This window comes from Neobacillus drentensis NBRC 102427 (assembly GCF_001591445.1).
In the GTDB taxonomy this organism is placed as follows: Bacteria; Bacillota; Bacilli; order Bacillales; family Cytobacillaceae; genus Neobacillus; species Neobacillus drentensis.
Window position 1 is genome coordinate 24,614 of the sequence record NZ_BCUX01000012.1, and the last position, 26,052, is coordinate 50,665.

At 39.3% G+C, this 26,052-nt stretch carries 18 protein-coding genes; 14 read left to right on the top strand and 4 right to left on the bottom strand.

The annotated features are described in order from the left end of the window. The first annotated feature begins 21 nt into the window (after positions 1 to 21). From BDR01S_RS07295 to manA, 9 genes are all read left to right on the top strand, one after another. Positions 22 to 1,479 (top strand): ABC transporter substrate-binding protein, encoded by a 1,458-nt coding sequence (locus tag BDR01S_RS07295; protein WP_066250269.1) that lies wholly within the window; start codon positions 22 to 24, stop codon positions 1,477 to 1,479. A 162-nt stretch (positions 1,480 to 1,641) separates the two neighbouring features. Then, positions 1,642 to 3,390 carry a sensor histidine kinase gene (locus tag BDR01S_RS07300; protein WP_169801420.1) on the top strand — a complete coding sequence of 583 codons (1,749 nt, stop codon included), beginning with the start codon at positions 1,642 to 1,644 and terminating at the stop codon, positions 3,388 to 3,390. After that, positions 3,383 to 4,891 (top strand): response regulator transcription factor, encoded by a 1,509-nt coding sequence (locus BDR01S_RS07305; RefSeq protein WP_066250273.1) that lies wholly within the window; start codon positions 3,383 to 3,385, stop codon positions 4,889 to 4,891. The genes BDR01S_RS07300 and BDR01S_RS07305 overlap by 8 nt, the downstream gene beginning before the upstream one ends. Positions 4,892 to 4,908: 17 nt before the next feature. Further along, positions 4,909 to 6,321, top strand: a complete 1,413-nt coding sequence (gmuD, locus tag BDR01S_RS07310; RefSeq protein ID WP_066250276.1) for a glycoside hydrolase family 1 protein — start codon at positions 4,909 to 4,911, stop codon at positions 6,319 to 6,321. Between the two features lie 2 nt (positions 6,322 to 6,323). Continuing rightward, positions 6,324 to 7,268: an ROK family protein gene (locus tag BDR01S_RS07315; protein ID WP_235846510.1), complete on the top strand. Its 945-nt coding sequence runs from the start codon at positions 6,324 to 6,326 to the stop codon at positions 7,266 to 7,268. Between the two features lie 20 nt (positions 7,269 to 7,288). Further along, the gene (locus BDR01S_RS07320; protein WP_066250279.1) at positions 7,289 to 8,158 is read left to right on the top strand and encodes an ROK family protein; all 870 of its coding nucleotides are present in this window, start codon (positions 7,289 to 7,291) and stop codon (positions 8,156 to 8,158) included. A gap of 282 nt (positions 8,159 to 8,440) precedes the next feature. Beyond that, a complete protein-coding gene (locus BDR01S_RS07325) occupies positions 8,441 to 10,195 on the top strand; it encodes an ABC transporter ATP-binding protein (protein WP_066250281.1) in 1,755 nt (584 codons plus the stop codon). Positions 10,196 to 10,202: 7 nt separating this feature from the next. After that, positions 10,203 to 12,023 carry an ABC transporter ATP-binding protein gene (locus BDR01S_RS07330; RefSeq protein WP_066250284.1) on the top strand — a complete coding sequence of 607 codons (1,821 nt, stop codon included), beginning with the start codon at positions 10,203 to 10,205 and terminating at the stop codon, positions 12,021 to 12,023. A gap of 93 nt (positions 12,024 to 12,116) precedes the next feature. Further along, the gene (manA, locus tag BDR01S_RS07335) at positions 12,117 to 13,064 is read left to right on the top strand and encodes a mannose-6-phosphate isomerase, class I (RefSeq protein WP_066250289.1); all 948 of its coding nucleotides are present in this window, start codon (positions 12,117 to 12,119) and stop codon (positions 13,062 to 13,064) included. 451 nt (positions 13,065 to 13,515) lie between these two features. On the opposite strand, the gene BDR01S_RS07340 is transcribed toward manA, so the two are convergent. From BDR01S_RS07340 to BDR01S_RS07355, 4 genes are all read right to left on the bottom strand, one after another. Next, positions 13,516 to 14,412: a carbon-nitrogen hydrolase family protein gene (locus tag BDR01S_RS07340; protein WP_066250292.1), complete on the bottom strand. Its 897-nt coding sequence runs from the start codon at positions 14,410 to 14,412 to the stop codon at positions 13,516 to 13,518. 99 nt (positions 14,413 to 14,511) lie between these two features. Beyond that, positions 14,512 to 16,026, bottom strand: coding sequence for a CoA-acylating methylmalonate-semialdehyde dehydrogenase (locus BDR01S_RS07345; RefSeq protein WP_066250297.1), 1,515 nt, complete (start codon positions 16,024 to 16,026; stop codon positions 14,512 to 14,514). Between the two features lie 42 nt (positions 16,027 to 16,068). Further along, the gene (locus BDR01S_RS07350; protein WP_066250299.1) at positions 16,069 to 17,421 is read right to left on the bottom strand and encodes an aspartate aminotransferase family protein; all 1,353 of its coding nucleotides are present in this window, start codon (positions 17,419 to 17,421) and stop codon (positions 16,069 to 16,071) included. 143 nt (positions 17,422 to 17,564) lie between these two features. Continuing rightward, positions 17,565 to 19,154 carry a PucR family transcriptional regulator gene (locus tag BDR01S_RS07355; protein ID WP_066250302.1) on the bottom strand — a complete coding sequence of 530 codons (1,590 nt, stop codon included), beginning with the start codon at positions 19,152 to 19,154 and terminating at the stop codon, positions 17,565 to 17,567. 157 nt (positions 19,155 to 19,311) lie between these two features. Between BDR01S_RS07355 and BDR01S_RS07360 the strand changes: the two genes are divergently transcribed. The 5 genes from BDR01S_RS07360 (at position 19,312) to BDR01S_RS07380 (ending at position 25,536) form a co-directional block, all read left to right on the top strand. Continuing rightward, complete coding sequence (locus BDR01S_RS07360; protein WP_066250304.1) at positions 19,312 to 20,931, top strand: amidohydrolase; 1,620 nt, start codon at positions 19,312 to 19,314, stop codon at positions 20,929 to 20,931. 5 nt (positions 20,932 to 20,936) lie between these two features. Beyond that, positions 20,937 to 21,137 (top strand): DUF3311 domain-containing protein, encoded by a 201-nt coding sequence (locus BDR01S_RS07365; protein WP_066250307.1) that lies wholly within the window; start codon positions 20,937 to 20,939, stop codon positions 21,135 to 21,137. Continuing rightward, a complete protein-coding gene (locus tag BDR01S_RS07370; RefSeq protein WP_066250311.1) occupies positions 21,137 to 22,621 on the top strand; it encodes a sodium:solute symporter family protein in 1,485 nt (494 codons plus the stop codon). The genes BDR01S_RS07365 and BDR01S_RS07370 overlap by 1 nt, the downstream gene beginning before the upstream one ends. 19 nt (positions 22,622 to 22,640) lie before the next feature. Beyond that, positions 22,641 to 23,864: a Zn-dependent hydrolase gene (locus BDR01S_RS07375; protein ID WP_066250313.1), complete on the top strand. Its 1,224-nt coding sequence runs from the start codon at positions 22,641 to 22,643 to the stop codon at positions 23,862 to 23,864. A gap of 463 nt (positions 23,865 to 24,327) precedes the next feature. Beyond that, complete coding sequence (locus tag BDR01S_RS07380) at positions 24,328 to 25,536, top strand: ATP-binding protein (RefSeq protein ID WP_066250316.1); 1,209 nt, start codon at positions 24,328 to 24,330, stop codon at positions 25,534 to 25,536. Positions 25,537 to 26,052: the final 516 nt, after the last annotated feature.

Genomic DNA, 26,052 nt, shown 5'->3' on the forward strand with positions numbered 1-26,052 from the left:
AACAGAAAGAGGAGAAGAGGAATGAACAAAAAGAAGTTAGGCATTATGCTCGCATCCCTACTGGCAGCTGGAACCCTTCTATCTGCCTGCACCAGCAAAGACAGTGCCACATCCGAAAAAAGCGGTAAAAATGGCCAGCCTTATGAAATTAATTGGTACACCATTGGAACCCCGCAAAAAGATACTGAAAAAGTCTTTGCAGAAGTCAACAAGTACACAAAGAAAAAAATCAATGCCACAGTGAAAATGACGCAGATTGACTGGGGTGATTGGGATCAAAAATCACAGGTGATGATCAATTCAGGGGAACCGTTTGACATTATTTTTACTAATGGTACCTCTTACGTTCAAAATGCCCAAAAAGGTGCCTTTAAGGACATTGACGGTATGTTAGAAAAAGAGGGCAAAGAGCTTAAAGAGGCTCTCAACCCGGCCCTGTTAGAAGGAATTAAGGTCAATGGAAAAATTTACGGCGTTCCTACTAATAAAGAGGCAGCAAGACAATCGGTTTATACCTTTAATAAACGCCTTGTAGAAAAATACCACTTTGATCTTTCAAAAGTAAAAACCTTGGAAGACCTTGAACCGATGCTAAAAACCATTAAAGAAAATGAACCTGGCGTCACTCCAATGGCAACATTCAAAGCCTATCTGCCATACGATTATATCTTTAATAATGAAATGCCATTTGCCTTTGCGATGGAAGGCGATCGTGACCATGTGATTAATCAATTTGAATCTGACTTAACCATGAAAACCTATAAAACCATGCATCAATATTATAAGGCTGGATTCCTTAAAGAAGATGCAGCGACAAGTAAAGACAGCTGGCCAATGGATGTAGAAAACTGGTTTGTCCGTATGGGTGATTCTCAGCCATATGCTGATTTATTATGGTCTCGCTCGGCTAAGTATGATGTTGTTTCTGTTCCGGCTGAAGATCCGACTACCATTAATGATTCTGTATCCGGTTCCATTCAGGCCATCTCAGCCACTTCCAAGAATCCTGAGAAAGCAATGGAGTTCCTGACACTGCTTAACACAGACCCATATCTTCGTAACCTTGTTGACAAAGGTATTGAAGGTGTTCATTACGAAAAAAATGACGACGGAACAATTAAAGACCTTCCAGCACGTATCGATCGTTATAATGTTCCATCTTATTCACTTGGAAACTTCTTTGTTTTGGATTTGTATGAAAATGATCCTAAAGATAAATGGGATAAATTCGAAGAGTTTAACAAATCTGCCAAAACAGCGCCAACCCTTGGTTTCCATTTTAACAGCGACTCAGTAAGATCTGAGCTTGCATCGATTACGAATATTTCAAAAGAATTCTATCCGGCATTGGCAACAGGTTCTGTTGACCCAGAAGAGTACTTGCCAAAATATAATAAGAAGTTAAAAGAAGCTGGAATTGACAAAGTCTTAAAAGAAATTCAAAAGCAATTTGACGAATGGAAGAGCAAGCAAAAATAAGAACAAAAAAGTCAAGCTGGGTGGGAAATCTCAGCTTGCTTTTATTTGAAACCGTAGGTTCCAGTGGTAGACTAGAAAAAAAAATAAGTATAATTTGAGGACATCAAAATGGGATTAAGAAGAAAAGGACGTTTTACTCAAAAAATATTTAATAAACTATTCTTGGCATCATCTATCACTATTATTTTAACCATCATTGTTTTAATCGTTACGATTACGAACTATTACTCCGAAGTGATTATTCAAAAAGAAGTGAACGTCAATACCAGAACGATGGAGCGGGTGGAGGATTATTTTTCCGCTAAAGATGCAGATATTAATCGATCCAAAAGGGATTTTTATGTTAAAGGGGAAGTCATTGATGATATGACCTTTGCCCTTCAAAACGGGTATGCGAAATATTTGGAATACCGTCTCAATAAATTTTCGGAGGGCAAGTCCTTTGTACCGAATAATATTGATACGTATTTCAATGCCTATTTCGGTCAAGATAGCGATATTAACGCGATTAGTTTACGTTCGTTGGAAACCCCTTCTGTAGAATACCTGCTCATTTTTCAAAATTTACGATGGAATAAAAGCATCATCGATCCTTCTAGGCATTTAGGCAGCCTGTATCTTTCAGAAGAGATTCCTAATCTTGGTGGGGATGTTATTCCACGAGGCAGGCAGCTAAAAGATACCTTTACCAAAAAGATTGTCGTTAACAATCCAGTGACCTTGAAAAAAATAGGTGAGATTACTATTTTTTATGCTACTAATCGTCTAGACAAAATGGTCAAAAAGCGCGATGGAGTGCCTGCTTCCTTTTTTATCATGGATGCTGAAGGCAAAATCATCTATTCCGTCAATAAGGGTGAAGTTCCCTTAGATATGATCAAACAGATCAAGCCTGAAACAAATGAGAAAAAAATAAAGTGGCAGAATGATCATTTTTATATCAGTACCATTGCGAACCAGGGGGATTATACGTATGTCAGTGTTATTCCCGATAGAGGGTGGCAAAAGCTGACGATCGTAAGGGGAACCATGTGGGGCGTCATTATATTCTTCATCGTTATTTCCATTTTAATATCCTATTCGTTTACTCGAAATTATTCAAGGCGTATTAATAAGATTGTTTCGATTATTCGTCAGGTTGAGAACGGAAATCTGGATGCCAGGATACCGGGATCCAAGCATGAAGATGAATTATCAAGGATTGCTGTCAATATCAATTCGATGTTAGATGAATTGAATAATTATATTGAACAATTTTACCTGTTAAATTTAAAGCAGCAGCAAGCGGAATTAAAAGCGCTTCAGGCCCAAATCGATCCTCATTTTTTATTTAATACGTTAGAGGCGATACGGATGGTGGCTGTCGTAGAGGGTTCAAAAACTTCTAGTAAAATGATTTTCCATTTATCAAAGCTATTCCGCTACTCGTTAGAATCAAAAGACACGGTGCCTTTATATACAGAAATTGAATATGTCAATCAGTATTTAAAATTAATGCAATTTAAATTCCCAAACAAACTACAGGTTGATATTCATATACCTAGTGACGTGGAGCAAACACCTGTGCAAAAGCTCATTTTGCAGCCGATCATCGAAAATTATTTTGTTCATGGTTTTAGAAAGGACCGTTCTGACAATGAGTTACACATTCGTGCCACTCAGCTTGGGGAAACGTTGGAAATCACAGTGGAGGATAATGGTAAGGGGATAACGGAGGAGGATCTTGCGATGATTGTCCAGCATCTTAATTGTGAAGACGGGGATGAAATGGATTCAATTGGATTGAGAAATATCCATCACCGTTTAAAACTGAAATATGGAGACGCATTCGGCATTTCTGTGAAAAGTATCAAAGATAAGGGAACGATTGTGACACTTTCTATTCCAGTAAGAGGGACCAGCCATGTATAAGGTACTTCTGGTTGATGACGAGCCGTTAATTACGATAGGCCTTCAAGCCCTCCTAGATTGGGAGGACTATGGCTTTGAAATTGTGTCGCGTGCCGAGAGTGGGGAAGAGGCTCTTACCTATCTTAAAGAACATCCAGTCGATCTCCTAATTACCGATATATTAATGGGAGAAATGTCCGGGTTGGATTTAATTGAGGAAGCGAAAAAAATCCAGCCGAAGGTGAAATGTATAATTTTAACTGGTTATCAAGAGTTTGAGTATATTAAGCAAGGTCTGTTATTAGGGATTGAAAACTACTTAGTCAAACCTGTGGATGAGGAAGAATTATTATCGACCATTCAAAATGTAGGCCGGAAAATGAATGCAGTGTCGGGAGGTAATCAGGCACAGGAACCGTCTACCCTAATGGACAATACCCTTTGGCGGTATTTAAATGGCGAGATTGAGAAGAACGACTGTCTGGAAAGATTGTCATTATATGATATCCAGTTTACTCAGCCGTATTATGCTGTTTCTATTTTAAGCTTTGAAAACTATTACAGAGTTGAGATTTTAAAGGAAATCAGAACCTTTATTGAGGAACATTGCGCAGCCGTTTGTTTATTCAGTCCAAATCAAGACTTGATCATTATTTTAGGGAGCGAAAAGGAAGAGGAACTGTATCGATATAACCAAGGCCTGGTCGAGCAGCTAAAAGATGAAAAAAGAGGGGCCGGATTATTCTATTTAGCGATGGGAAAGCCGGTAAAAACGGTAGACGTATTAGAAGAAAGTTTTATGAGAGCAAGGGAATACAGCTTATTGCAGCTATATTCATGCCCAAATGTACTTCTTTCCGAACATTTGACGATTGATAAGCATGAAGAATTAAAAAAACAGCAAGAATTTAAAGAAACGATTGTCAAGCAGCTATTGAAAGCAGAGGGAGAAGTTATTCAACGTATTGATTCTTTTTTTCAGGATCTCACCAAGAATTCCAGCTTTATCTCCCCGCCAGCTGCCAGAAAATATATCGTTGATTTACTTTCTTATATCCATTATTCGTTGCAGCCGAATGATCTCTCCTATCATACAGCTGCCATCGAAAGAATCGTGTATAGCTCTGATATTGACGAGATGAAAGCCATTTTGAAGGAATATTGCCAGGAATTAATTTTTTTAATCCATAAGCAAGTTAATAATCGCAGTCCAATTGTCCAAAATGTCCTTGATTATATCCATGCCCACTATGATGAAGGGATTTCGTTAAAAACATTGGGCCAGCAGTTTCATGTTAATGCCATCTATTTGGGGCAATTATTTCAAAAAGAAGTAGGGGCAGTTTTTTCAGAATACCTAAACCGATACCGATTGGAAAAGGCAAAGGAGCTCCTCAAAACCACCCATTACCGTGCAGGTGAAATTGGCAAAAAGGTCGGATATTCGGATACGGCTTATTTCTATAAACAGTTCAAAAAAAGTGTGGGAACGACACCAAGTGAATGGAGAAAAATTAAATAAAAGAATGGTGATAATCAATGGTTAATAGTTTGCAAGAAGATAACCTTACCTATCATTTTCCAAAAAACTTTTGGTGGGGAAGTGCCGCATCAGGCCCGCAAACGGAAGGCGCAGCGCTGATGGATGGAAGAAAGCAAAGTATCTGGGATTATTGGTACAGCATGGAACCTGCTTGTTTTCATCATGGGGTTGGCCCGGAACATACATCGGATTTCTATCATCGGTTTAAAGAAGATATACAGCTGATGAAAGAAACGGGCCATAACTCCTTTCGGACCTCGATTCAATGGTCACGTTTGATTCCGAATGGAACTGGTGAAGTAAACGGGAAGGCCGTTGCCTTTTACAACCAGGTCATCGATGAATTGATTTCTCATGACATCGAACCGTTTATGAATTTATACCATTTCGATATGCCGATGTGCATGCAGGAAAAAGGCGGTTGGGAAAGCCGGGAGGTCATCGATGCCTATGTGAATTATGCGGAGACCTGCTTTCGCTTATTTGGCGACCGAGTGAAATATTGGTTTACCTTTAACGAACCGATCGTCCCGGTTGAGGCCGGGTATTTATATAATTGGCATTATCCAAATATAGTGGATTTCAAACGGGGGGCAACGGTTGCCCACAATACCATTGTGGCCCATGCGAAGGCAGTAGAAGCCTTTAGAAAAATTAATGTGGACGGGAAAATTGGCATTATCCTCAATCTCACCCCATCTTATCCACGGAGCCAGGATGCCGAAGATGTAAAGGCTGCCCATATTTCGGATTTATTCTTTAACCGCAGCTTCCTTGATCCGGTCACAAAAGGGGAGTATCCCCGTGATTTGGTTGATATTTTAAATGAAAGAGACCTGCTTCCAGCCGTGGAGGCCGGTGATTTGGAAGTGATTAGGAATAATCCGATTGATCTATTAGGCGTGAACTACTACCAGCCGCGCCGTGTTAAAGCGAAAGAGAAGCCTGAGCCGGAGAATGTTCCGTTTATGCCGGAACATCTTTTTGATCCTTATATCATGCCAGGCAGGAAAATCAATCCGCACCGTGGTTGGGAAATCTGCGAGGAAGTTATCTATGATATTATGATTGACCTCCGTGACAACTATAGTAATCTGCCATTCTTTATTTCGGAAAATGGAATGGGTGTTGAAGGGGAAGAAAAGTTCCGTCATGTGGAAGGGTTTATTGAGGATGATTATCGGGTTGAATTTATTCAGGAACACTTGAAATGGGTGCATAAAGCGCTTGAAGAGGGAGCGAATTGCTTGGGATATCACCTATGGACCTTCATGGATAACTGGTCATGGACGAACGCTTATAAGAACCGATATGGATTAGTGGAAGTAGATTTAAAGAACCATTTAACACGAACGGTTAAAAAATCAGGGAAATGGTATAAACAGTTGTCCGAAAACAATGGGTTTTAACCATGAAATGGGCAGAGAATGAAAATGAGGTGAGTCGGATGAGAGCGTACATGGTATTCGATATTGGCGGCACCTATATAAAATATGCTGTTATGGATCAAGAAGGAAAGAAATTAGAAAGTGGGAAGTTTCCGACTCCTTGTGAAGGATTAGAAAGTTTCTTGCAAAAACTTAGCCAAGTAACAAAAGAATATTCGAATTCATTTGAATTGCAAGGCATTGCTTTAAGTTCACCCGGTGCTGTAAATGTTAAAACGGGGTTTATTGGCGGTGCCAGTGCGATTCCGTATATACATAGAGTTTGTATGACTGACCTCATAAGGGGGCGAACGGGTTTCCCGGTATCGATCGAAAATGATGCCAATTGCGCCGCTTTGGCGGAAGGATGGTTAGGTGCAGCAAAAGGCACGGAATACTATATTTGTATTGTCATAGGTACAGGAATTGGCGGCAGTATCGTCATTAACCAATCGATCTTACGCGGTGCATCTCTCCACGGCGGGGAGTTCGGTTACATGATTATGGGAGCACAGTCTAAAAATCCGCTTGATCAAACCTGGAGCAAGACTGCTTCGACCCATGCTTTAGTGGAGGAGGTTGCCAGGAGAAAGTCACTGGCAAAAGGAACGTTGAATGGTGAAGAAGTATTTCTTCTTGCCGATAAAGGTGACACGATTGCCAAGGAGAGTATTGCAGAATTTTATAAACGGCTCGCCATCGGAATTTATAATTTAAAATATGCCTTGGACCCGCAAAAAATCCTCATTGGCGGCGGCATTAGCAAGCGGCAGGAAGTGATTGACGGGGTCAATCGTGAATTAAAGAGGTTAAGGGACGACATTTCAACGTTGCGAATAGAAGTGCAAGCCTGTCAATTTGATAATGATGCAAACCTAATCGGGGCATTGTTTCATTTCCTGAAGGGCGCAGGCCGGTTTAATGAATAATTGATTAGGAGGAGCTGCGAATGCTAGGTGGAATTGAAGCTGGAGGGACAAAATTTATTTGTGCCGTTGGAGACGAAAAGGGCACGATTGTGGACCGAATTCAAATCCCTACCACTACCCCGGATGAAACGATTCCGAAGGTCATTGAATTTTTTAAAAAATACCCGATCGAAGCGATCGGAATTGGGTCGTTTGGTCCGATTGATGTTCACCGGGAAAGTCCCACATACGGGCACATCACGTCTACCCCAAAACCAGGATGGAAGGATTATCCGTTTGTGCAAGGGTTTGAGGATGAATTTGGGGTTCCCATTGGATTTAATACGGATGTGAATGCCGCTGCGTTAGGCGAGGCGACTTTTGGTGCAGCCAAAGGGATGGATAGCTGCTTGTATATAACGGTTGGAACAGGAATTGGAGCAGGAGCGCTCGTTCAGGGGCAGATGCTTCAAGGGCATTCTCATCCGGAAATGGGGCATATTTTGGTTAGGCGTCATCCGGAGGATCCATATCAGGGGCGGTGCCCGTACCACGGAGATTGTCTGGAAGGATTGGCGGCCGGCCCTGCCATTGAAGGGCGCTGGGGGCAAAAAGGAATTGAGTTAGTGGACAGAAATGAAGTATGGGAATTAGAAGGCTACTATATCGCCCAGGCACTGATGCAATATATTTTGATTCTTTCGCCGAAAAAGATTATCCTGGGCGGCGGCGTCATGAACCAGAAACAGGTATTCCCTTCTATCTGCCAGCATTTGAAGGAGTTTCTCCGTGATTATGTTTCATTGCCGGAGCTGTCAGAATATATTGTAAGCCCTGGTTTAGGCAATGATGCCGGGATTACAGGGGCGCTATTGCTGGCCCATCAGGCATTGACTGAGAGCCATAAATAATACTAATAGAAGAAACGTGCCACGTCGAAGGGTGGTACGTTTTTTTTTGTGGGCAAAAGACTTTATTTTAACCAATGAATCTATGGTTTTGCCAATAGGATGGAGGGAATCATACTGCTAAAATAATGGAAGGGCTTACATGGGTGCCGGTTTATGGCACTAAAGGAGGTGGAGTTTATCAAAAATTTTGACAACCTAATTTAACGAGTTTCGAAATATTTCTAACTTAAATCTATATAAATGTAAGGTATGTAAATTTTCAGGTTACATAAGGAGGAAAAAATGTTCGTTTTTAAAAAGTTAAAGTCGTTTTATCTTCCTTTTAAAAAGGATTTTATCTGGTCGTTGCTCTTTATGCTGCTTGTCGCTGCGATTACCGTCATCTATCCTGTCATTTTGCAGGTAACCATTGATGATGTCGTGCTTGGGCGGAAATATGACTGGGTACCGTGGATTGCCTTGGGATTTATCGTGATCATGGGGGTAAAAGCCTTCTCTACTTTCATTCAGCATTATTTGGCAGATATGTTCGGCATTAAATCCGTGTACTTGCTCCGAAATGCTCTATATGAAAAGCTGCAGCGGCTATCCTTCAGCTATTACGATAACGCAAAGACAGGGGATCTAATGTCCCGTTTGACCGCGGATGTGGAAGGTTTCCGTTTTTTTGTATCCTTCGGCTTTAGCGAGGTCCTTCGCTTTGTCATTGTCGTGGGGACCAGTCTTTGTGTGATGTTCTATTATTCCGTTTCCCTGACTTTGGTCACGATGATGTCACTGCCTTTTTTAAGTGTGGTGGTTTATAAGTTCGATAGAGCCGTCCATCCGGCGTTCCGCGGGATTCGCGAATCGCTCGGCCGCTTAAATACCATGGTGCAGGAAAATATTAACGGGATCCATACGGTTAAAGCCATGTCAAAAGAAAAGGAGGAAACCAAGCGCTTTAACTCCTCCAATCAGGAGTACAGGACCAAGCAGCTTGCTACGTCGGTGGTATGGTCGAAATATTTTCCGCTAATGGAGCTGATCGGCAATATTTCCGTTGTCGCCTTGCTGGCCTATGGCGGATTTCAAGTGATCAGTGGAGCCTTAAAGCCAGGGGAGCTTGTCGCCTTCTACAGTCTTGTTTGGTATATTATTTGGCCGATTATGAACCTGGGATTCACCATCAATATGTTCTCACAGGCAAAAGCTTCCGGCGAAAGGCTTCTTGAAGTATTGGAAGCAGATGAAACGATTATGGATGGCGATGACATCAGAAATACCGGCAGAATGGCAGGAAAGGTGAACTTCAATCAGGTCACGTTCCACTATCAATCGGAAGAGGCGGCCGCACTTAAGGAAATCACTTTTTCCGCGCCTCAAGGAACAACCATTGGGCTTATTGGTGCAACAGGTTCTGGAAAAACCAGCATGATTCAGCTTCTGTCCCGTTTTTATGAACCGACGGCAGGAAAGATTGTGATTGATGATCGACCTATTCAGGAATACGGGTTGAAAATGCTGCGTTCGCAAATTGGCGTTGTCTTACAGGAAACCTTTCTGTTTTCATCCACTATCAAGGCAAATATTGCTTACGGAAGGCCAGATGCGGCGATGGAGGAAATTATCGATGCGGCCAAACGGGCACAGGCTCATGATTTTATTATGGAGCTGCCTGATGGATATGATACGAAGCTGGGTGAACGGGGAATGGGGCTCTCCGGTGGGCAAAAACAGCGGATTGCGATTGCACGCGCCATTTGCATGAATCCGGCGATTCTTATTTTAGATGATTCCACAAGTGCGGTCGATATGGAAACTGAATTTCATATTCAAAAGGCCCTCCGTGAGGTCATGAAGGGGAGAACGACGTTTATTATTGCCCATCGTATTTCATCGCTTAAGCATGCCGATGAAATTTTGGTTCTGGATCAGGGAGGAATCATCGAACGCGGCACACATGAACAGCTGCTCGCCCATGGTGGAGCGTACCGGCGTATCTACAATATCCAATATCAGGATCAGGCAGCCATTATGCAAAAGGCGGGAGGATAAGTGAAACATGGAGGAACAACGAAAGAAACAACTCATCCTCGAGCGGTTTCATTACTCTCAGGATGAAGTGATTGATAAATCGTTTAACTGGCAACAGATGTGGCGCTTGCTGCAATACTTAAAGCCCTATACAAAAAATTTACTGCCTCTTTCATTTATGACAGTGATCATTTCAACAGCCATCCGTTTAATCATTCCGATTTTAATTGGCGTCTATACCCTCGACAAGGCGATTGTTGAAAAAGATACAACCTTATTGCTCCAGCTGGTTTTCATCATTTCAGGGTTGTATGTTTTATCCTATTTTGTCAATTTGCTAAGAATCCGCTGGATGAATAAGCTTGGGCAAAATGTCATTTATGATTTGCGGCAGCATTTGTTTACACATGTACAGTCCCTATCACACAGGTTCTTCGACCAGCGTTCGGGCGGGTCGATTCTTGTGAGGATTATGAATGATATTAATTCCCTGCAGGAGCTGTTTACAAGTGGTGTTATTAATCTATTAACCGATTTTCTCCTATTGCTGTCGGTTATTATTATCTTATTTTCTTTGAATGCCAAATTAACGATTGCGATTATGGTGATTTTGCCGATCATGTTTTTCATCTCCACCAGCCTGCGAAAAAAAATCAGGCTGCAGTGGCAATCGGTTCGGCTCGTCCAGTCGAAGCTCAATTCCCATTTAAATGAAAGCATTCAAGGCATCCGCGTCACGCAGGCCTTTACCCAAGAAAAAGAAAACATTCAATTTTTTAAGGGAGTCAACCAGGAAAACTTTGAAACTTGGAAACAAGCAGTCCATAAAAATGCCATGTTTGGACCGTTTGTCGAGGTCACCAATGCTTTGGGGACGGCCATTCTCATCTGGTACGGGGCTTTTCTTGTTTCGGGAGGTGCAAGTACAATCGGGGAATTTGTCTCCTTTGCCTTTTATTTAGGGATGTTCTGGGAGCCGATTTCGCGTCTTGGCCAGTTGTATAATCAGCTGTTGATTGGAATGGCCTCTTCGGAGCGGATTTTTGAGTTTTTAGATGAAAGACCGCTTGTGTCGGAGGCCTCCAAACCTATGATTCTCTCTTCTATTAAAGGGAAGATTGATTTTGAGGATGTGGAATTTTCCTATGATGGATCAAGAAAGGCGCTAAACGGTATTTCTTTTTCAATAAAAGCGGGAGAGACGTTTGCGCTTGTCGGCCATACGGGCTCCGGGAAGACGACCATTGCTAACTTGATCAGTCGCTTCTATGATGCTACCTCGGGTGTTGTCAAAATCGATGGCCATCCCATTGACGAATTGTCGATTGTGGGTCTCCGCTCGCAAATAGGTGTGGTCCTGCAGGACACGTTTATCTTTTCAGGAACGATTATGGAAAATATTCGTTTTGGAAATCCGGGAGCCAGTGACGAGGAAGTGATCGCTGCCGCGAAGGTAGTAGGAGCCGATTCGTTTATTAACCAGCTTGCGAATGGCTATCAAACGGAGGTGGAAGAGCGGGGCAATATCTTGTCGGTGGGTGAGCGCCAGCTCCTTTCTTTCGCCAGGGCCCTTCTCGCTGAGCCAAAAATTCTCATTTTGGATGAAGCCACCGCAAGTATTGACACGGAATCAGAGGTCAAGATTCAAAAGGCATTAAGAACGTTATTAAAAGGAAGAACAGCAATTATGATTGCCCACAGGTTATCAACAATCCGGGAAGCCGACAACATCCTGGTTCTTGATCACGGTGATATCCTGGAGCAGGGAAATCATGAAAATCTCATGGCTAAACAAGGAATCTATTATGAATTAGTGAAAGCCCAATACAAAATGCTTGACCATGGGTGACCATGAGTGGGTCATGGGGACGGTTCTTGTGGCCTTTTTGGGGCCGGGAGAACCGTCCCCGAGCTATCAAATTTACATCATTAGGAGGAGGCTATTTTGCAGCCATTAATATTAAAACCTGTTTTTAAAGAGAGAATTTGGGGCGGAACGGCATTACAAAAGGAATTTGGATATGAAATTTCATCAGAACTAACAGGAGAATGCTGGGCTATTTCTGCTCATCCAAACGGCCCTTCGGTCATTGAAAACGGTCCATATGCCGGCATGACCTTGGACAATCTCTGGAGTGAGCATCCTGAGTTATTTGGAAGTCAAAAGAAAGAGGTATTTCCGCTGCTTACCAAGATTTTGGATGCCAATATGGATTTATCCGTACAGGTTCATCCCGATGATGCCTTTGCAAAGGTGAATGAAAACGGTGAGCTTGGAAAGACAGAATGTTGGTATATTATCGACTGCAAAGAAGAGGCGGATATAATCTTTGGACATAACGCCCAATCAAAGGAAGAACTAATCCAGCATATTAATGAGGGGAAATGGAACGGCCTGCTGCGCCGTGTTAAAATCAAGCCGGGTGACTTTTTCTATGTCCCAAGTGGAACGATCCATGCTTTGTGTGAAGGAACGCTCGTATTGGAAACGCAACAGAGTTCTGACACTACCTATCGGGTTTATGATTTTGATCGCATGGATGCGGAAGGGAACCTGCGTGATTTGCATATAGAAAAGGCGATTGAGGTAACGAAAGTGCCTCATCACAATGCAATGAATTCGCCGCGAGTGGAGGAATTAGAAAATGCCATGGTTACGACTTTTGTGGATTCGGAATTTTTCTCTGTTTATAAATGGGATATCCATGGGAAGGTATCCTTTTCATTTGATGAGCAATACTTGCTTTTCAGTGTGATTAAGGGACAGGGATCACTCATCCATAATGGTGAAAAATATGAATTAGGGAAGGGAACCCATTTTATTATTCCTGTTGGGTTTGGAGAGTTTGAGTTGGATGGAGAATGCGAGATCATTGTTTCGCATACTTAATTTTTAAATCCTTTTTCAATAAGCAAAAGTAAAATAAGCGGAGCTTTTCCGGTTAAATGCAGAATGGAGCTCGTTTAGGGGCAAATAAGGGGAGGTTTTCCGATTAAGCAAAGCAAAATCTCTCATTTTCGAATTTTTCGAGTGAATAGGTGGAATCTCTCCGTCTATTTAAGCTTTTTTTAGTCGTAATTAATAATTAAGCGGAATTTTTCCTTCTATATATCATCTCGGGTGCTTAACCTGATCCCCCAAATCAAAAGAGTGGAGGCTCGGGCCCCCACTTAATAAAGAATAAAAATAAAAAGCCTATTATATGCAAGTTTTCATACACTACTTGCGTATTTTGGCTTTTTTTACATTCATAAAAGATCCTGCCAATAAAAAAATGCCCGAAAACTCACCAGCAATGTAAAACAGCTTTAAGTCTACGGACAGTTTGGCTTTTAAGATTTCAACTTCTTGTTTTTTCGAGGCTTATAGATTTATAGGGCTCATATTTTGAATAAAGATCTTCACGGCGGGTGCGGTCTACAAAGGTAGTTGCGGCACCTGTTTTTCTATTTTCATATAGTTCATCAATGTCAACGGTACCAGTGACTACGGTATGTTTATTTGTTTCGGCTTCTGCCACAATTCCGTTCGGCGTCCAAGCCAGGTCGCAGGGACTGAGTATGGAGGAACGGCCAAAGCCATTTGGCAATGGAGCCCCAGGCTCACCTACAGTCGGACAGTGAACAAAATATACTTGATTTTCGATTGCGCGTGCCTGTGCCGAGTGGCGTACCCGCCAGAATCCTGCTTCCGTAAATGTGTAGGATGGACAGAAAATGATTTCCGCTCCATTTGCACTTAAAATTCGGGACACTTCAGGAATTTCCGCTTCATAGCAAACCGCCAGCCCGATTTTCGCAAGACCAATAGAAAATACCTCTAGCGTATCTCCTTCGGATGTTTGCCAATTTGCCTCAGCAGGAAAAATGTGCGTTTTTTTATGTTCTACATAAGACCCATCTTGATCAAAAATATAGGCGATATTAAAATATTTATCTTCTCGCTTTTCTAGATGAGAGCCGGCGATGATGATTTGTTGTCTGCTTTGTGCAAGACGACGGAACAATTCCTTATACTGAACGGTGTAATCATCTATCTTGGTTAATTCCGCAGCTGTTAACTTATCTGCATCCGGGAAACTTGCGAGGAGTCCTACTGTAAAAAGTTCTGGGAATACGACGTAATCTGTATCAGAAGGAACTTGGTCAATTAGTTCCAGCACCTGTTTTTCAAATTCTTCAAATGAATCTACTTTTTCTACACGAAATTGGCATGCACTGATTTTAACTTGTTTCAACTTAAGCCCTCCTAAGAAGAATTGTGTTTTATTAATAAAAGTGCCTGACACCACCCTAATTCATCAACATGATTCGGGGAGTGACAGGCACTGTCTGTATTATTTATTACTAGGGAATGCAAATGACAAACTACTGTTTTCACTTGCTGATAACCAGCGTTCTGACACCGTTTTTGTCTTCGTATAGAACCGTGCTTGATCTGGTCCAAACATTTGTCCGTCGCCAAATCTTGAGCCCTTAAAACCAGCAAAGTTATGATAACCTACTGGAATAGGAATTGGTACGTTTACACCAACCATTCCTACATCAATTTCAGTGGTAAATTTCCTGGCTGCCAGTCCATTATTGGTATAGATCGTAACACCATTTGCTAATTCTTGCTGATTAATTAGTTTGATTGCTTCCTCTAAAGTATCAACACGGACAATATTACGAACAGGACCGAAAACTTCTTCCTCATAAATTTTCATTCCCGGTTTAACATGGTCAAGTAACGTTGGTGCCAAAAAGAATCCTTTGTCATTTTTGGTAATGTCTTTATTACGGCCATCACAAACGATTGTTGCCCCTTCTTCTTCGCTGCGATCAACTGCTTTTATGATGTTTTCTTTCGCTTGAGCAGAAATAACCGGGCCATAATCAGCACCCTCTGAAAAAGCACCTACTTTTAAGCGATCAATCTTTTCTTTTAAAATTTCTACCAAGCGATCAGCAGTTTCTTGTCCAACCGGCATTAATGTAGAAATGGCCATACACCGTTGTGAGGCAGCTCCATACCCTGCACTGATGAAAGCATTCGCTACTTGTTCTAAATCAGCATCCGGCATAACCACCATATTATTTTTTCCGCCACCTAAGGCAACAACACGTTTGCCATATTTAGCGCCAGTTTCATAAATATAGTGGGCTACTGGTGTAGACCCAACGAAGGAAATAGCCTGTACAGCTGGATTTTCAAGTAGTTCATTTACTGCCTCTTTATCACCATTAATTACTGTCCAAATACCATCAGGCAGACCTGCATCTTTCCATAATTCACTAATATATAAAGCTGTCATAGGTACGCGCTCCGAAGATTTTAAAATAACAGCATTCCCAACTGCTACAGCCATGCTAGTTTGCGCTAAAGGCACCATGATTGGAAAATTAAATGGAGAGATAGCTGCCACTACACCAAGTGGATATTTAGCTGAATAGGCATTAATTTGTCCACCTACATTTACGGAGTATTCACCCTTCATGAAATGAGGTGCATTAATAGCTAAATCTACTGATTCTAATCCACGCGTAATTTCACCCATTGCGTCTTCTTCTGTTTTACCGCTTTCGATGCAGATTAATTCGATTACTTTATCTTTATTTTCCTTTAGCAAGTTTCGGAAATTCAGGACAATTTCCGCACGCTTAGCTACAGAGAGATCACGCCATGCAGGAAAGGAAGCTTCTGCTTTTTTTATTGCATCTTTCACTTCATTTGAGGAAGCTAATGGTACTTTAGCAATAACCTCGCCTGTTGCCGGATTAAACACTTCCGAAAAACGGCCGCTTTCCCCTTTGATCATTTTTCCATCAATAAAATGTGTAAGTTCTTTCACGTCAGTCATGTTTGGCATCTACCTGTTCTCCTTTCGATTTAAAAAGCTGCTCTGCTATTTTTATAAAGATTCAATTGCTTGAACTAAGGTTGATAATATAAAATCTTTTTCCTCCAACGTAATATTTAATGGTGGAGATAATGTTAATACGTTGTTATATCCTGCTACGGTTAAACCATTTTTTCCAATAATTAGTCGTTGCTCTTTACACTTTGCAATCACTTGATTGACCTTCTCAACAGGTAAAGGATTTTTTGTATCGCGGTCTTCGACTAACTCGATTCCAATAAGCAATCCTTTTCCGCGAATATCACCAACGTGAGGATGGTGTGAAATTTTAGCGTTTAATTCTTCTATTAAAATCGAACCCATTTGGGTAGATTGTTCAAATAAATTTTCTCGTTCCATAATTTCTAAGTTTTTTAGTGCAACTGCACATGCCGCCGGAGAGCCTCCAAATGTATTGATATGGCGGAAAAAGTCATAATTGCCGCTTTTAGTGAACTCTTCATAAACTTCTCTCTTTACTGCGGTTGCTGAAAGTGGCATATAAGCGCTGGTAAGTCCCTTTGCCATAGTAATAATGTCTGGCTGAACTCCATAATGTTGATGGCCAAAGGCTTTACCTGTACGTCCAAATCCACAAATGACCTCATCTACAATAAATAAGGCACCATGCTTCTCGCAAACTTCTTTTACACCTTTTAAGTAATCATCTTGAGGCATAATGACCCCGCCACCTGTAATAATCGGCTCCAATATCATCGCAGCAATGGTTTCTGAATGCTCCCATGTCATGATTTCGTCTACCGCTTTAACGGATGGTAAATCGCATGGATTCTTATATCCATCCTCATAGGAGCGATATTGATCGGGCGCTTTCACATGAATAAAACCTGGTGCTAATGGTTCGTATTTGTATTTCCTTTCTGCTTGACCAGTTGCTGCGAGAGCCCCCATTGAATTCCCGTGATAGGCTCGATAACGAGAGACAATTTTATAACGGTTGCCTTGCCCTTTTTGCTGGTAATACTGCCTGACGATTTTAAATGCTGTTTCATTTGCCTCAGAACCGCTATTGGAGAAAAATACTACATAATCTCCACCTAATAAATCGCTGATTTTTTCAGCAAGTAAAATTGCTGTAGGATGCCCATTTGTTAATGGTGTATAGTTGTTCTCTAGAAGTTGGTCATAAGCAGCTTTTGCAATTTCTTCTCTGCCATAACCAACATTTACACACCATAATCCCGACATTGCATCTAAATAACGATTACCTTCAATATCTGTCAGCCAAGCTCCTTCGGCTTTTTGAATGATACTAGTAGCTTGTGGGTTATACGGCTTCATTGAATGCCATAGATATTTCTCATCTTTCGTGACTAAATTTTCACCTATTTGAACATTACCCATCCTGAGTCACTCCTTTACAATTTGTTTCTTCTATCTTTATTGTGAAGTGTTATGATCCTATTATCATCAGACACAATGTAAAATGTTTTGAAATACCGTTTCACATATTGCCAACCTATTTTTACGACAAAAAATCCCTCTTACTATTTAGAAGAGAGATTCTCAGAATCGGTAGACTGGAAATTAAATTGAGTGGCGAGTACCATAAATTCAACAGCAAGACGCTTAGGCGGAAGCATATAATCACTTCCTATTAAGCTTTCAATTTTTGATAAACGATGATATAACGTTTGACGAACAATAAATAGCTTTTCAGATGTCTCATTTTTCTGACAATTGCATTGAAGATAAACCTGTAATGTTACAATCAAATTACCATTATGTTTAGCATCGTATTCATAGAGGGGCTCTAAATACTTTTTGGCTATATCCATAATGGCTTTATTTTTTTGCATCTGAAGAACTAATTGATGTAAGTACAGATCTTCGTAAAAATAAGAAAAATGGGCAGCCTTACTTCGGATTAACAATGTATCCTGTGCCGTTTCGTAACTTTGATGGACTAATTTATAATGATTTACAATCTGCCCGACAGCAGTAGTGACAGATAGATCTATATATTTATGATTCTTTCTAAAGTTCTTGATTTTCTCTATGCATTCTATTATACGGGGTTTTATATCATTTCCATAGATATCCGCAATAACATAAATTAGCCTTTGTTTCTCCTCTAATAGAAATAAAACGAATCCTTTTTTTTCAAAAACATTCCGAGAGTATAATTTGTAATAATTTAAATCATTTTCTTTTTTTGATTTCTTTATCTGATCAATTAATACAAAGTAAGAGCAATTTAATAAATGGTGAAAACTCTGTTCCAGTAGGAAGGAAGTGATCACAGAATCTTCAACTGATCCACTTAACCAGGATTCTAATAACATTCGAGAGTGCATATTTTGTTTCTCTTCTATGTATAAGCTGCGTAACAAATATTGTGATAGGGCAATAACAGTTCTATCCAATACTAACAATTCAAACTCATTTATAGTGCGATCCTCTGTGAAAATACATACTTCCCCATAACGTTCTTCTAATATATTTACATCACATTTTGCAAAATGCTTTGATCTCCCTTTTGTTACATATTTGTCCCTTAAGTTCCTATATATTTGGTGTTTCTCATTGGGAATAAACAACGGTTGCTGGCCGTTAATGATAAAGGCAACGTTAACGTTTAAATATTTATTAAGTCTCATTAAAATATGTTCGAAATGAGTGATTTTCAAAGTTAATTTGTTGATTTCTTGTGAATAATTCTCCAACCGTTTGATCATTTCATACTGTTGATTAATTAATATACTATGTATTTCTTGTGTTATTTCAATAAATGGAACCATTTCGCTAAACACAAGAATCGGGAAAGAATGTAAATCAGCCAACTCGATTACTTGATGAGGTACTGATTGAATATGTTCACCAAACTCAATGCATAATCCGGCTGCTTCTTTTGCTATTAGTTGTTCTACAAAATTGAATAGAGTCTTTTCCTCAATGAGTTGGATTCCTGTGGTTAAAATTAATTCGTTGCCCTTTATTAAACTAGTGATTTCTTTCGATTCTAGTATATGAACCCACTTAATTGTATTAGATACTCCGCCATAACCTGCTATGATTTCCACTTTTTGAAAATGTTTTTTATCAAATAAATCTTGAACTGTTAGCGAATATGACATTTTGACCCTCCCCCCCAAAAAATACTTTATACAGAATAATATAACATAATGTAAAACGGCAAATAGAACTTCTTTACATTATGTTTATATCAAGTTGCTAAAAAGTTATGTTATATTTTTTAGTGTATTCTAAAAATTGAGATAAGGGAGTGAATCAATGAATCAGACAGCTTTAATAAACGGAGAAGTCATTTCAGTGAATAGTAGAAACGAAGTCTTTGAAGCATGTTTGATAGAAGATAACAAGATTGCAGCAATAGGAACAACAGAAGAAATAAAAAAGCACATATCCTCCTCAACAAAAGTCATTGATTTGCATGGAAGATCGGTTTTACCTGGTCTGATTGATGCTCATATGCATCTTTTTTTATACGGCAATACATTAATGCACCTCAACTGTAAAGAACCCGCAATTAACTCAATTCAAGAACTATTAGAAAAATTAGCCGCCATTGTCCAAAAGACGAAAAATGGACAAATTATACGCGTTTTTGGATTCAATGAGTTAATGGTAGAAGAACAACGTTATCCCACCATTCAGGAACTTAATAAACTAACAGAAGAACACCCGATAGTCATTACCCGTACCTGTGGGCATATCGGCGTGGTGAATTCAGCTGCCTTAAAGTTAGCTGATATTGATGCAGCAACCCCTAATCCTCAAGGCGGAACGATAGAAAAAGACAGGAGTGGCAAATTTACTGGCCGCCTCATCGAGAATGCCTTTTTACAATTCAATCAATATGCGACTTATAGTCAGGAAGAATTATTTAATGCGCTAACAAAAGCTCAAGAACAATTATTTGCATTTGGAATTACAAGTGTCCACGATGCAGGAGGTTTTGATGAAAACAGCTTTAGAATAATGCAAATTGCTTCAAATAAAAAGCAAGTAAAAGTCAGAATTTATGCGATGATTGCTAGTTTAAGTGATTGTGAGAACTTTACTAAAAACATGTTAAAGGCTGGTGTAATGACCCATACCGGCAATAACTTTTTCAAAATTGGACCTGCAAAACTATTTACTGATGGCAGCAGTACAGGACCGACAATTGCTACTCGTGAGCCTTACACAAGTGATGGCAACAATTACGGTTATTTGATGTATACAGAAGATGAACTTTTTTCTATCTTCTCTAAAGCACATCAAAATGATTATCAAATTACCGTACATGCCCAAGGGGATAAGGCGATTGAGCAATATTTGAGTGTGATTGAACGTTTATTACATGAACATCCGCGCCAAGGACATCGCCATCGTGTAGAGCATTTAGGAATATGTCCGCCGGATTTGCAAGAAAAAGCTAAGGCGCTAAATGTCATTCCGATACTCAATCCATCATTCCCGTATGAATTCGGCGAAAGTTATATTCGTAATTATGGTGAACGAACTCATTATATGTATGCAGCAAGGGACTTACTGAACCACGGCATAATCACGGCAGCTGGCTCAGATGCACCAATAACAACAGTTAACCCATTCGTAGGTATTTACACAGCAGTTGCTCGATTAACCCGGCAAAATACAGCTTTTGGACAGCAACAAAAGGTGTCTCTAATGGATGCCATTCGAATGTATACGTATAATGCGGCCTATGCAAGCTTTGATGAAACGATTAAAGGTAGCATTGAAGCAGGTAAATTGGCAGATTTAGTTATATTAAATACTTCTCTATTAAACTGCCCGATCGAAAAGATAACCGAAATTAAAGTGGATGTAACAATGCTAGATGGTGAAATTGTTTATGAAAAAAGTGATTATAGGAATGGAGTGTGAATCAAGTGAGAAAGTATTCACAATTATTACTGATTATTCCTTTTATAGGGATGTGTGTCCTTCTGCCAGTAGCTAATCGCATTGAACCGTATATTTTAGGATTACCATTCTTACTATTTTGGATTGTATTATGGATGATTCTATCATCGGTTATTCTGTTTATCGTATATAAATTAGATCCTGCAAATAAAGGAAGTGAAGTTTAATGAACAGTGCCTTGATTATTATTTTTTTCGTAGCTTTAGTCGCTTTATACTTAGGAATTCGAGCAACCCGTGGAAAAGAAATGAACGTCAATGAATTCGCGGTAGGGAATAAAGGATTCGGCACACTATTCGTCTTCCTGCTTATTGCTGGTGAAGTATACACAACCTTTACCTTTTTAGGCGGCAGCGGATGGGCCTATTCAAAAGGTGCGGCAGCTTACTATGTTCCGTCCTATATTTGCTTGGCATATGTGCTTTCCTATTGGATTGTCCCTAAAATTTGGCGCTTTTCCAACAAGCATCAAGTAATTTCACAGCCCCAATACTTTATGAAAAATTATAACAGTAAAGCTCTGGGTGTCGTTGTCGCTTTCATCGGGTTAATCGCGCTAATACCATATATCGTGATCCAATTAAAAGGATTAGGAATTATCGTATCAGAAGCTTCTTATGGAACCATTTCACCATTAATGGCTTCTACGATCGGTGCTATAATTGTGACGATTTATGTTACTATCTCTGGTATCCATGGATCTGCTTGGAATGCTGTATTAAAGGATGCCATGATTTTATTTGTGATTGTATTCTTAGGTATCTATATTCCTTATCATTATTTTGGCGGCATCAAGCCTTTATTTGAAGCCATTCAAACCGTTAGACCAGAAGCGTTAACCTTCGCATCTGAAGGCTTAAGTAAGTCATGGTTCATTTCTACCATCGTATTAAATGCTTTTGGTTTTTACCTATTACCACAGTCGTTTACTGTAGTATTATCAGCTAAAAGTGAACGTGCATTAAAGAAAAATGCAATCACTCTGCCGTTGTATACCATTTTAATTTTATTTGCCTTCTTTATTGGATTTTCAGCGATTATTCAAGTACCGGGATTACAAGGTGCTGACGGTGATCTTTCACTGTTACGTCTCACGATGCAAACATTCGATCCTTGGTTTGTAGGAATTGTTGGTGGGGCCGGCTTACTTACGGCGTTAGTACCGGTATCCGTTATGGTTATGTCAGGAGCAGTCGGGTTAATGACAGGGTTTTATAAGTTGATTAAGCCAAATTCAAGCGATCGTCAGCAACTAACCGTAGCTAAACTATTTGTCTTATTCATTATATTAATTGCTTATGTTTTCAGTATAATAGGCGGAGATGCATTGGCTATTCTAAACATCATGTCATATGGATTAATTACACAATTAGTGCCAGCGCTGATTTTCGGATTCTTTAATACAAAATTTATGAATGCGTACGGTGCTATTGCCGGTATTATAACAGGGGTTTCCATCGTATTATTTAATTCAATCACTTCATTTAAATTAGTAAATATGTTTCCAAATATTCCAAGTGTTATTAATGATATCAACATTGGTTTTGTAGCAATTGCTGTTAATATTTTCATTGGAGTGAGTGTAAGTTTAATAACTTACATATTTGTAGCAAGAGAAAGTTCCAAGGTAATCGAAGAATTAGTTAAATAATTTAAAGGGGGGGCTTCTTTTGATAAAGTGTAATGCTAATCGACTTCAAAAATTAATTGATTTATTTAGTTTGTTTGGCAAAACAGAGAACAATGGAGTAACTAGGCTTTCATTATCTGCTGAAGATATAGGAGCACGTAAGAAATTCCAAACATTATGTGAAGAAATAGGAATGACCGTAACATACGACGATATGGGGACAATGTATGCAACATTACCAGGAAAGCAAAACTTGCCGCCTATTGTAATAGGTTCTCATTTGGACTCTGTTGTCAAAGGCGGACGTTTCGATGGTGTCCTAGGTGTCCTAACTGCTTTAGAGACTGTCTATACTATAAAGGATGAAAAGATTGAGTTAGACAATCCAATTACGATTGTCAATTTTACAAATGAAGAAGGAGCCCGATTCGAGCCATCCCTAATGGCATCCGGTGTATTATCTGGTAAATTTGATAAAGCGAAGATGATTTCTTCAACAGATAAAAATGGGATTTCATTTGCTCAAGCTTTAAATGAAAGCGGTTTCGAGGGCTCTGAGGAAAATCGTTTAAAAGAAGCGAGCGCTTATATCGAACTGCATATTGAACAAGGACCCGTACTTGAGAGGAAAAACTTAGATATCGGTGTTGTAGTAGGTGTACTAGGAATGGTATGCTACGAAATCTCTGTCTATGGAGAATCTAATCATGCAGGTACAACACCGATTAACATGCGTAAAGATCCAATGTTCACTACTGCTAATATGATTGCAGATATGCAAAAACAATTACAGAGACTAGATCCAGATCTTGTTTACACAATCGGAAGGATAAATGCATATCCAAATATTCATACGGTTATTCCTTCAGAGGTATCCTTTACTTTAGAGGCGAGACATCAGGATCCCGAGGTGATTGCAGAAGTAAGCCGAATAGTGGAGCGATTACCTAAAAATTCAAATGGGTGTTCAATAAAATCAACACTTCTATGGGATCGGGAAACTGTTGACTTTAATGAAGAAGTAGTAAATGCTTTGGAATACACTTGTAAAGAGTTAGGCTATAAAGAAAATCGAATGTATAGCGGTGCTGGACACGATGCTCAATTCATCGCCTCTTATATACCAACTGCAATGATTTTTGTACCAAGTATAAATGGTTACAGTCATCGCGAAGATGAATTAACTTCATATGAGGACTGCGCTAAAGGTGCTAACGTTTTGCTTAATGCTGTATTAACTATATGCCGTGAAAAAGTCAGATAAAGGTAATGTATAACACTATAAAAAGGAGATGCCTTTTTATGTCCGGCTAACGGGGATCTTCCTTTTAAAAGTAAAGCTCTGTGGAGGATAATCTCTGCAGAGCTTTTTCTTTTATTAATGAATACGGATTTGTCGAATCAAAAAGAAAATATATTTTTGGCTTTAATAAAGGAGGATCAGCATTCGTTACATTAACAAGCCCTTCTAATTAAAAATTAAAGGAAAAGTAAATGTAACGAAAGCTGCCCAAAGTGCGTAGACCGGCAAATACTTAGTGACCGCATCTTGGATGGTTGAGTAGCAAGTTATTTACTAAGACAAATATTTAAGTTCCCCCAAACCCGTCCCCATTTTCCGCCAGGGCGTGACAGACAGGCAATTTTATATGGTAATATAAAAACAGGTAAATTAGCACCATATTGTTTATCTTTATAGTAGAATTGAATAAATAAAAGGAGTATGTATGAAGGATTTTTATACTCAATTAAATAAAAAGTTATATTATTTTACAGTTGTGATTGTAATAGCGATCATGATAATTGGTTTGTTAATGGGTAATCCACGTTTTGGTAAGTTTGACGCTGGTTATATTTTTCATACCGGACTTGTTATCATTCTATCTGCCTGTTTATTGCTTTATCCTAAGTATATAACTCATGTTTTTAGACTAATCATCATTACCGCAGCGTCCGCTTACTTTTATACGCTGTTCTTTCTATATCCGGATACTTGGTCGACCTTTATTTTTCTATGTTTTATTCCTGCCATAGCGATTCTGTTTTTTGATTCAAAGCTGTTTTATTTTTCATTACTATTAAACAGTGTGGCCATCATGTTTACATTTGGTTATATTATGCTTTTTGATAATGGATATCCCTATATAAAACAGGATCTATTCGGAAATGTTATCAACTTTATCGGGAGTCAAGTAATTATCTATTTTATTTTTTATTTATCGCAAGGAAGAATCAAAAAACAGCTATTATATTATGAACAAATTCAGCAAGCAGAGCGTTTGAAGACAACGGGACAACTGGCAGCTGCTGTTGCACATGAAATTAGAAATCCTTTGACCGTTGTGAAAGGATTTTTACAGTTATACCAAAAAGACGCTAGATTTAGTGAGGATATAAAAGGGAATTTTACATTGTTGATTGATGAATTAAATATTGCCGAACAGGTAATTACTCAATTCTTATCTGTAGCCAAGCCTAATAAAGAAACAGAAATAGAAACGGTAAATTTAAAGGTAGTTCTCCAGAGTGTAACCGATCTACTTCATTCCTATGGGCTTTTACATGATAATAAGATTGAATTAATTAGGGTGGAAGATTGCTATATCGCTGCAAACAACATAGAGTTTAAACAACTTTTAATAAATATTATTAAAAATGCCATTGAGGCCTCCAAAATTGGTGATTCGGTATTTGTATCAGCTGGCAGGAATAAAGGATTCGTCGAGATTAGAGTAGTTGATTATGGTCAGGGGATGTCAGAAGCAGAAATTAAGTCGCTTGGTACTCCTTTTTATTCTTTAAAAAGTAAAGGGACCGGATTAGGTATGATGATTTGCTATAATATCGCAGCAAAATATAATGGAACTATTGACTTCGAAAGCACGAAAGGCGAAGGAACCACCGTCACCATACGCTTTCCATCAAAAAATTCCTGAATCCGTAGGGACGGTTATGGTTATTAATGAGGTTTAGTGCCAATCACAAGAACCGCCCCCTGTTTCGGTGAAAAAATTCATAGAGCTCAAGTAAAACATGATTAATAGCTTTTATTAAAACTGAACATAGAATTTGTCCTTCATCGAGTGGATGAAGGACATTTTTTTGTTCCACATAGAGTAGAGTGATAGTATCCTCTTGTGTTGATTAGCTGATGTAAAATTGCAATATTTAAGATAGAGGACCGTGGAAAAAATTTTTTTATAAAAAAAACAAGTCTTATTGTAAAAGGAAATACTGATTTTTATTATTTAAAAGTCTCCATTAATATCTATATAAGGCGAGCAAGGTTTGTGTTGTTGTTTTCTTGCAACAGTTCAACAATATCAGCCCGGAGCACAAGAGAATTTTTGAACTGTAGTTTTTTGGTGTAGAAATTACGGCTGAAATAGCATGATTTTTAAAATGATCATTGTGAACGTTGGTTTTGATTTAGGCAAAAAATCCACAATCAA

Bases quoted from the DNA above. Each gene is read 5' to 3' on its own strand.
- BDR01S_RS07295 (WP_066250269.1), top strand. From the start codon at position 22: ATGAACAAAAAGAAGTTAGGCATTATGCTCGCATCCCTACTGGCAGCT.
- BDR01S_RS07305 (WP_066250273.1), top strand. From the start codon at position 3,383: ATGTATAAGGTACTTCTGGTTGATGACGAGCCGTTAATTACGATAGGC.
- gmuD (WP_066250276.1), top strand. From the start codon at position 4,909: ATGGTTAATAGTTTGCAAGAAGATAACCTTACCTATCATTTTCCAAAA.
- BDR01S_RS07315 (WP_235846510.1), top strand. From the start codon at position 6,324: ATGAAATGGGCAGAGAATGAAAATGAGGTGAGTCGGATGAGAGCGTAC.
- BDR01S_RS07320 (WP_066250279.1), top strand. From the start codon at position 7,289: ATGCTAGGTGGAATTGAAGCTGGAGGGACAAAATTTATTTGTGCCGTT.
- BDR01S_RS07325 (WP_066250281.1), top strand. From the start codon at position 8,441: ATGTTCGTTTTTAAAAAGTTAAAGTCGTTTTATCTTCCTTTTAAAAAG.
- BDR01S_RS07330 (WP_066250284.1), top strand. From the start codon at position 10,203: ATGGAGGAACAACGAAAGAAACAACTCATCCTCGAGCGGTTTCATTAC.
- BDR01S_RS07345 (WP_066250297.1), bottom strand. From the start codon at position 16,026: ATGCCAAACATGACTGACGTGAAAGAACTTACACATTTTATTGATGGA.
- BDR01S_RS07350 (WP_066250299.1), bottom strand. From the start codon at position 17,421: ATGGGTAATGTTCAAATAGGTGAAAATTTAGTCACGAAAGATGAGAAA.
- BDR01S_RS07355 (WP_066250302.1), bottom strand. From the start codon at position 19,154: ATGTCATATTCGCTAACAGTTCAAGATTTATTTGATAAAAAACATTTT.
- BDR01S_RS07360 (WP_066250304.1), top strand. From the start codon at position 19,312: ATGAATCAGACAGCTTTAATAAACGGAGAAGTCATTTCAGTGAATAGT.
- BDR01S_RS07370 (WP_066250311.1), top strand. From the start codon at position 21,137: ATGAACAGTGCCTTGATTATTATTTTTTTCGTAGCTTTAGTCGCTTTA.
- BDR01S_RS07380 (WP_066250316.1), top strand. From the start codon at position 24,328: ATGAAGGATTTTTATACTCAATTAAATAAAAAGTTATATTATTTTACA.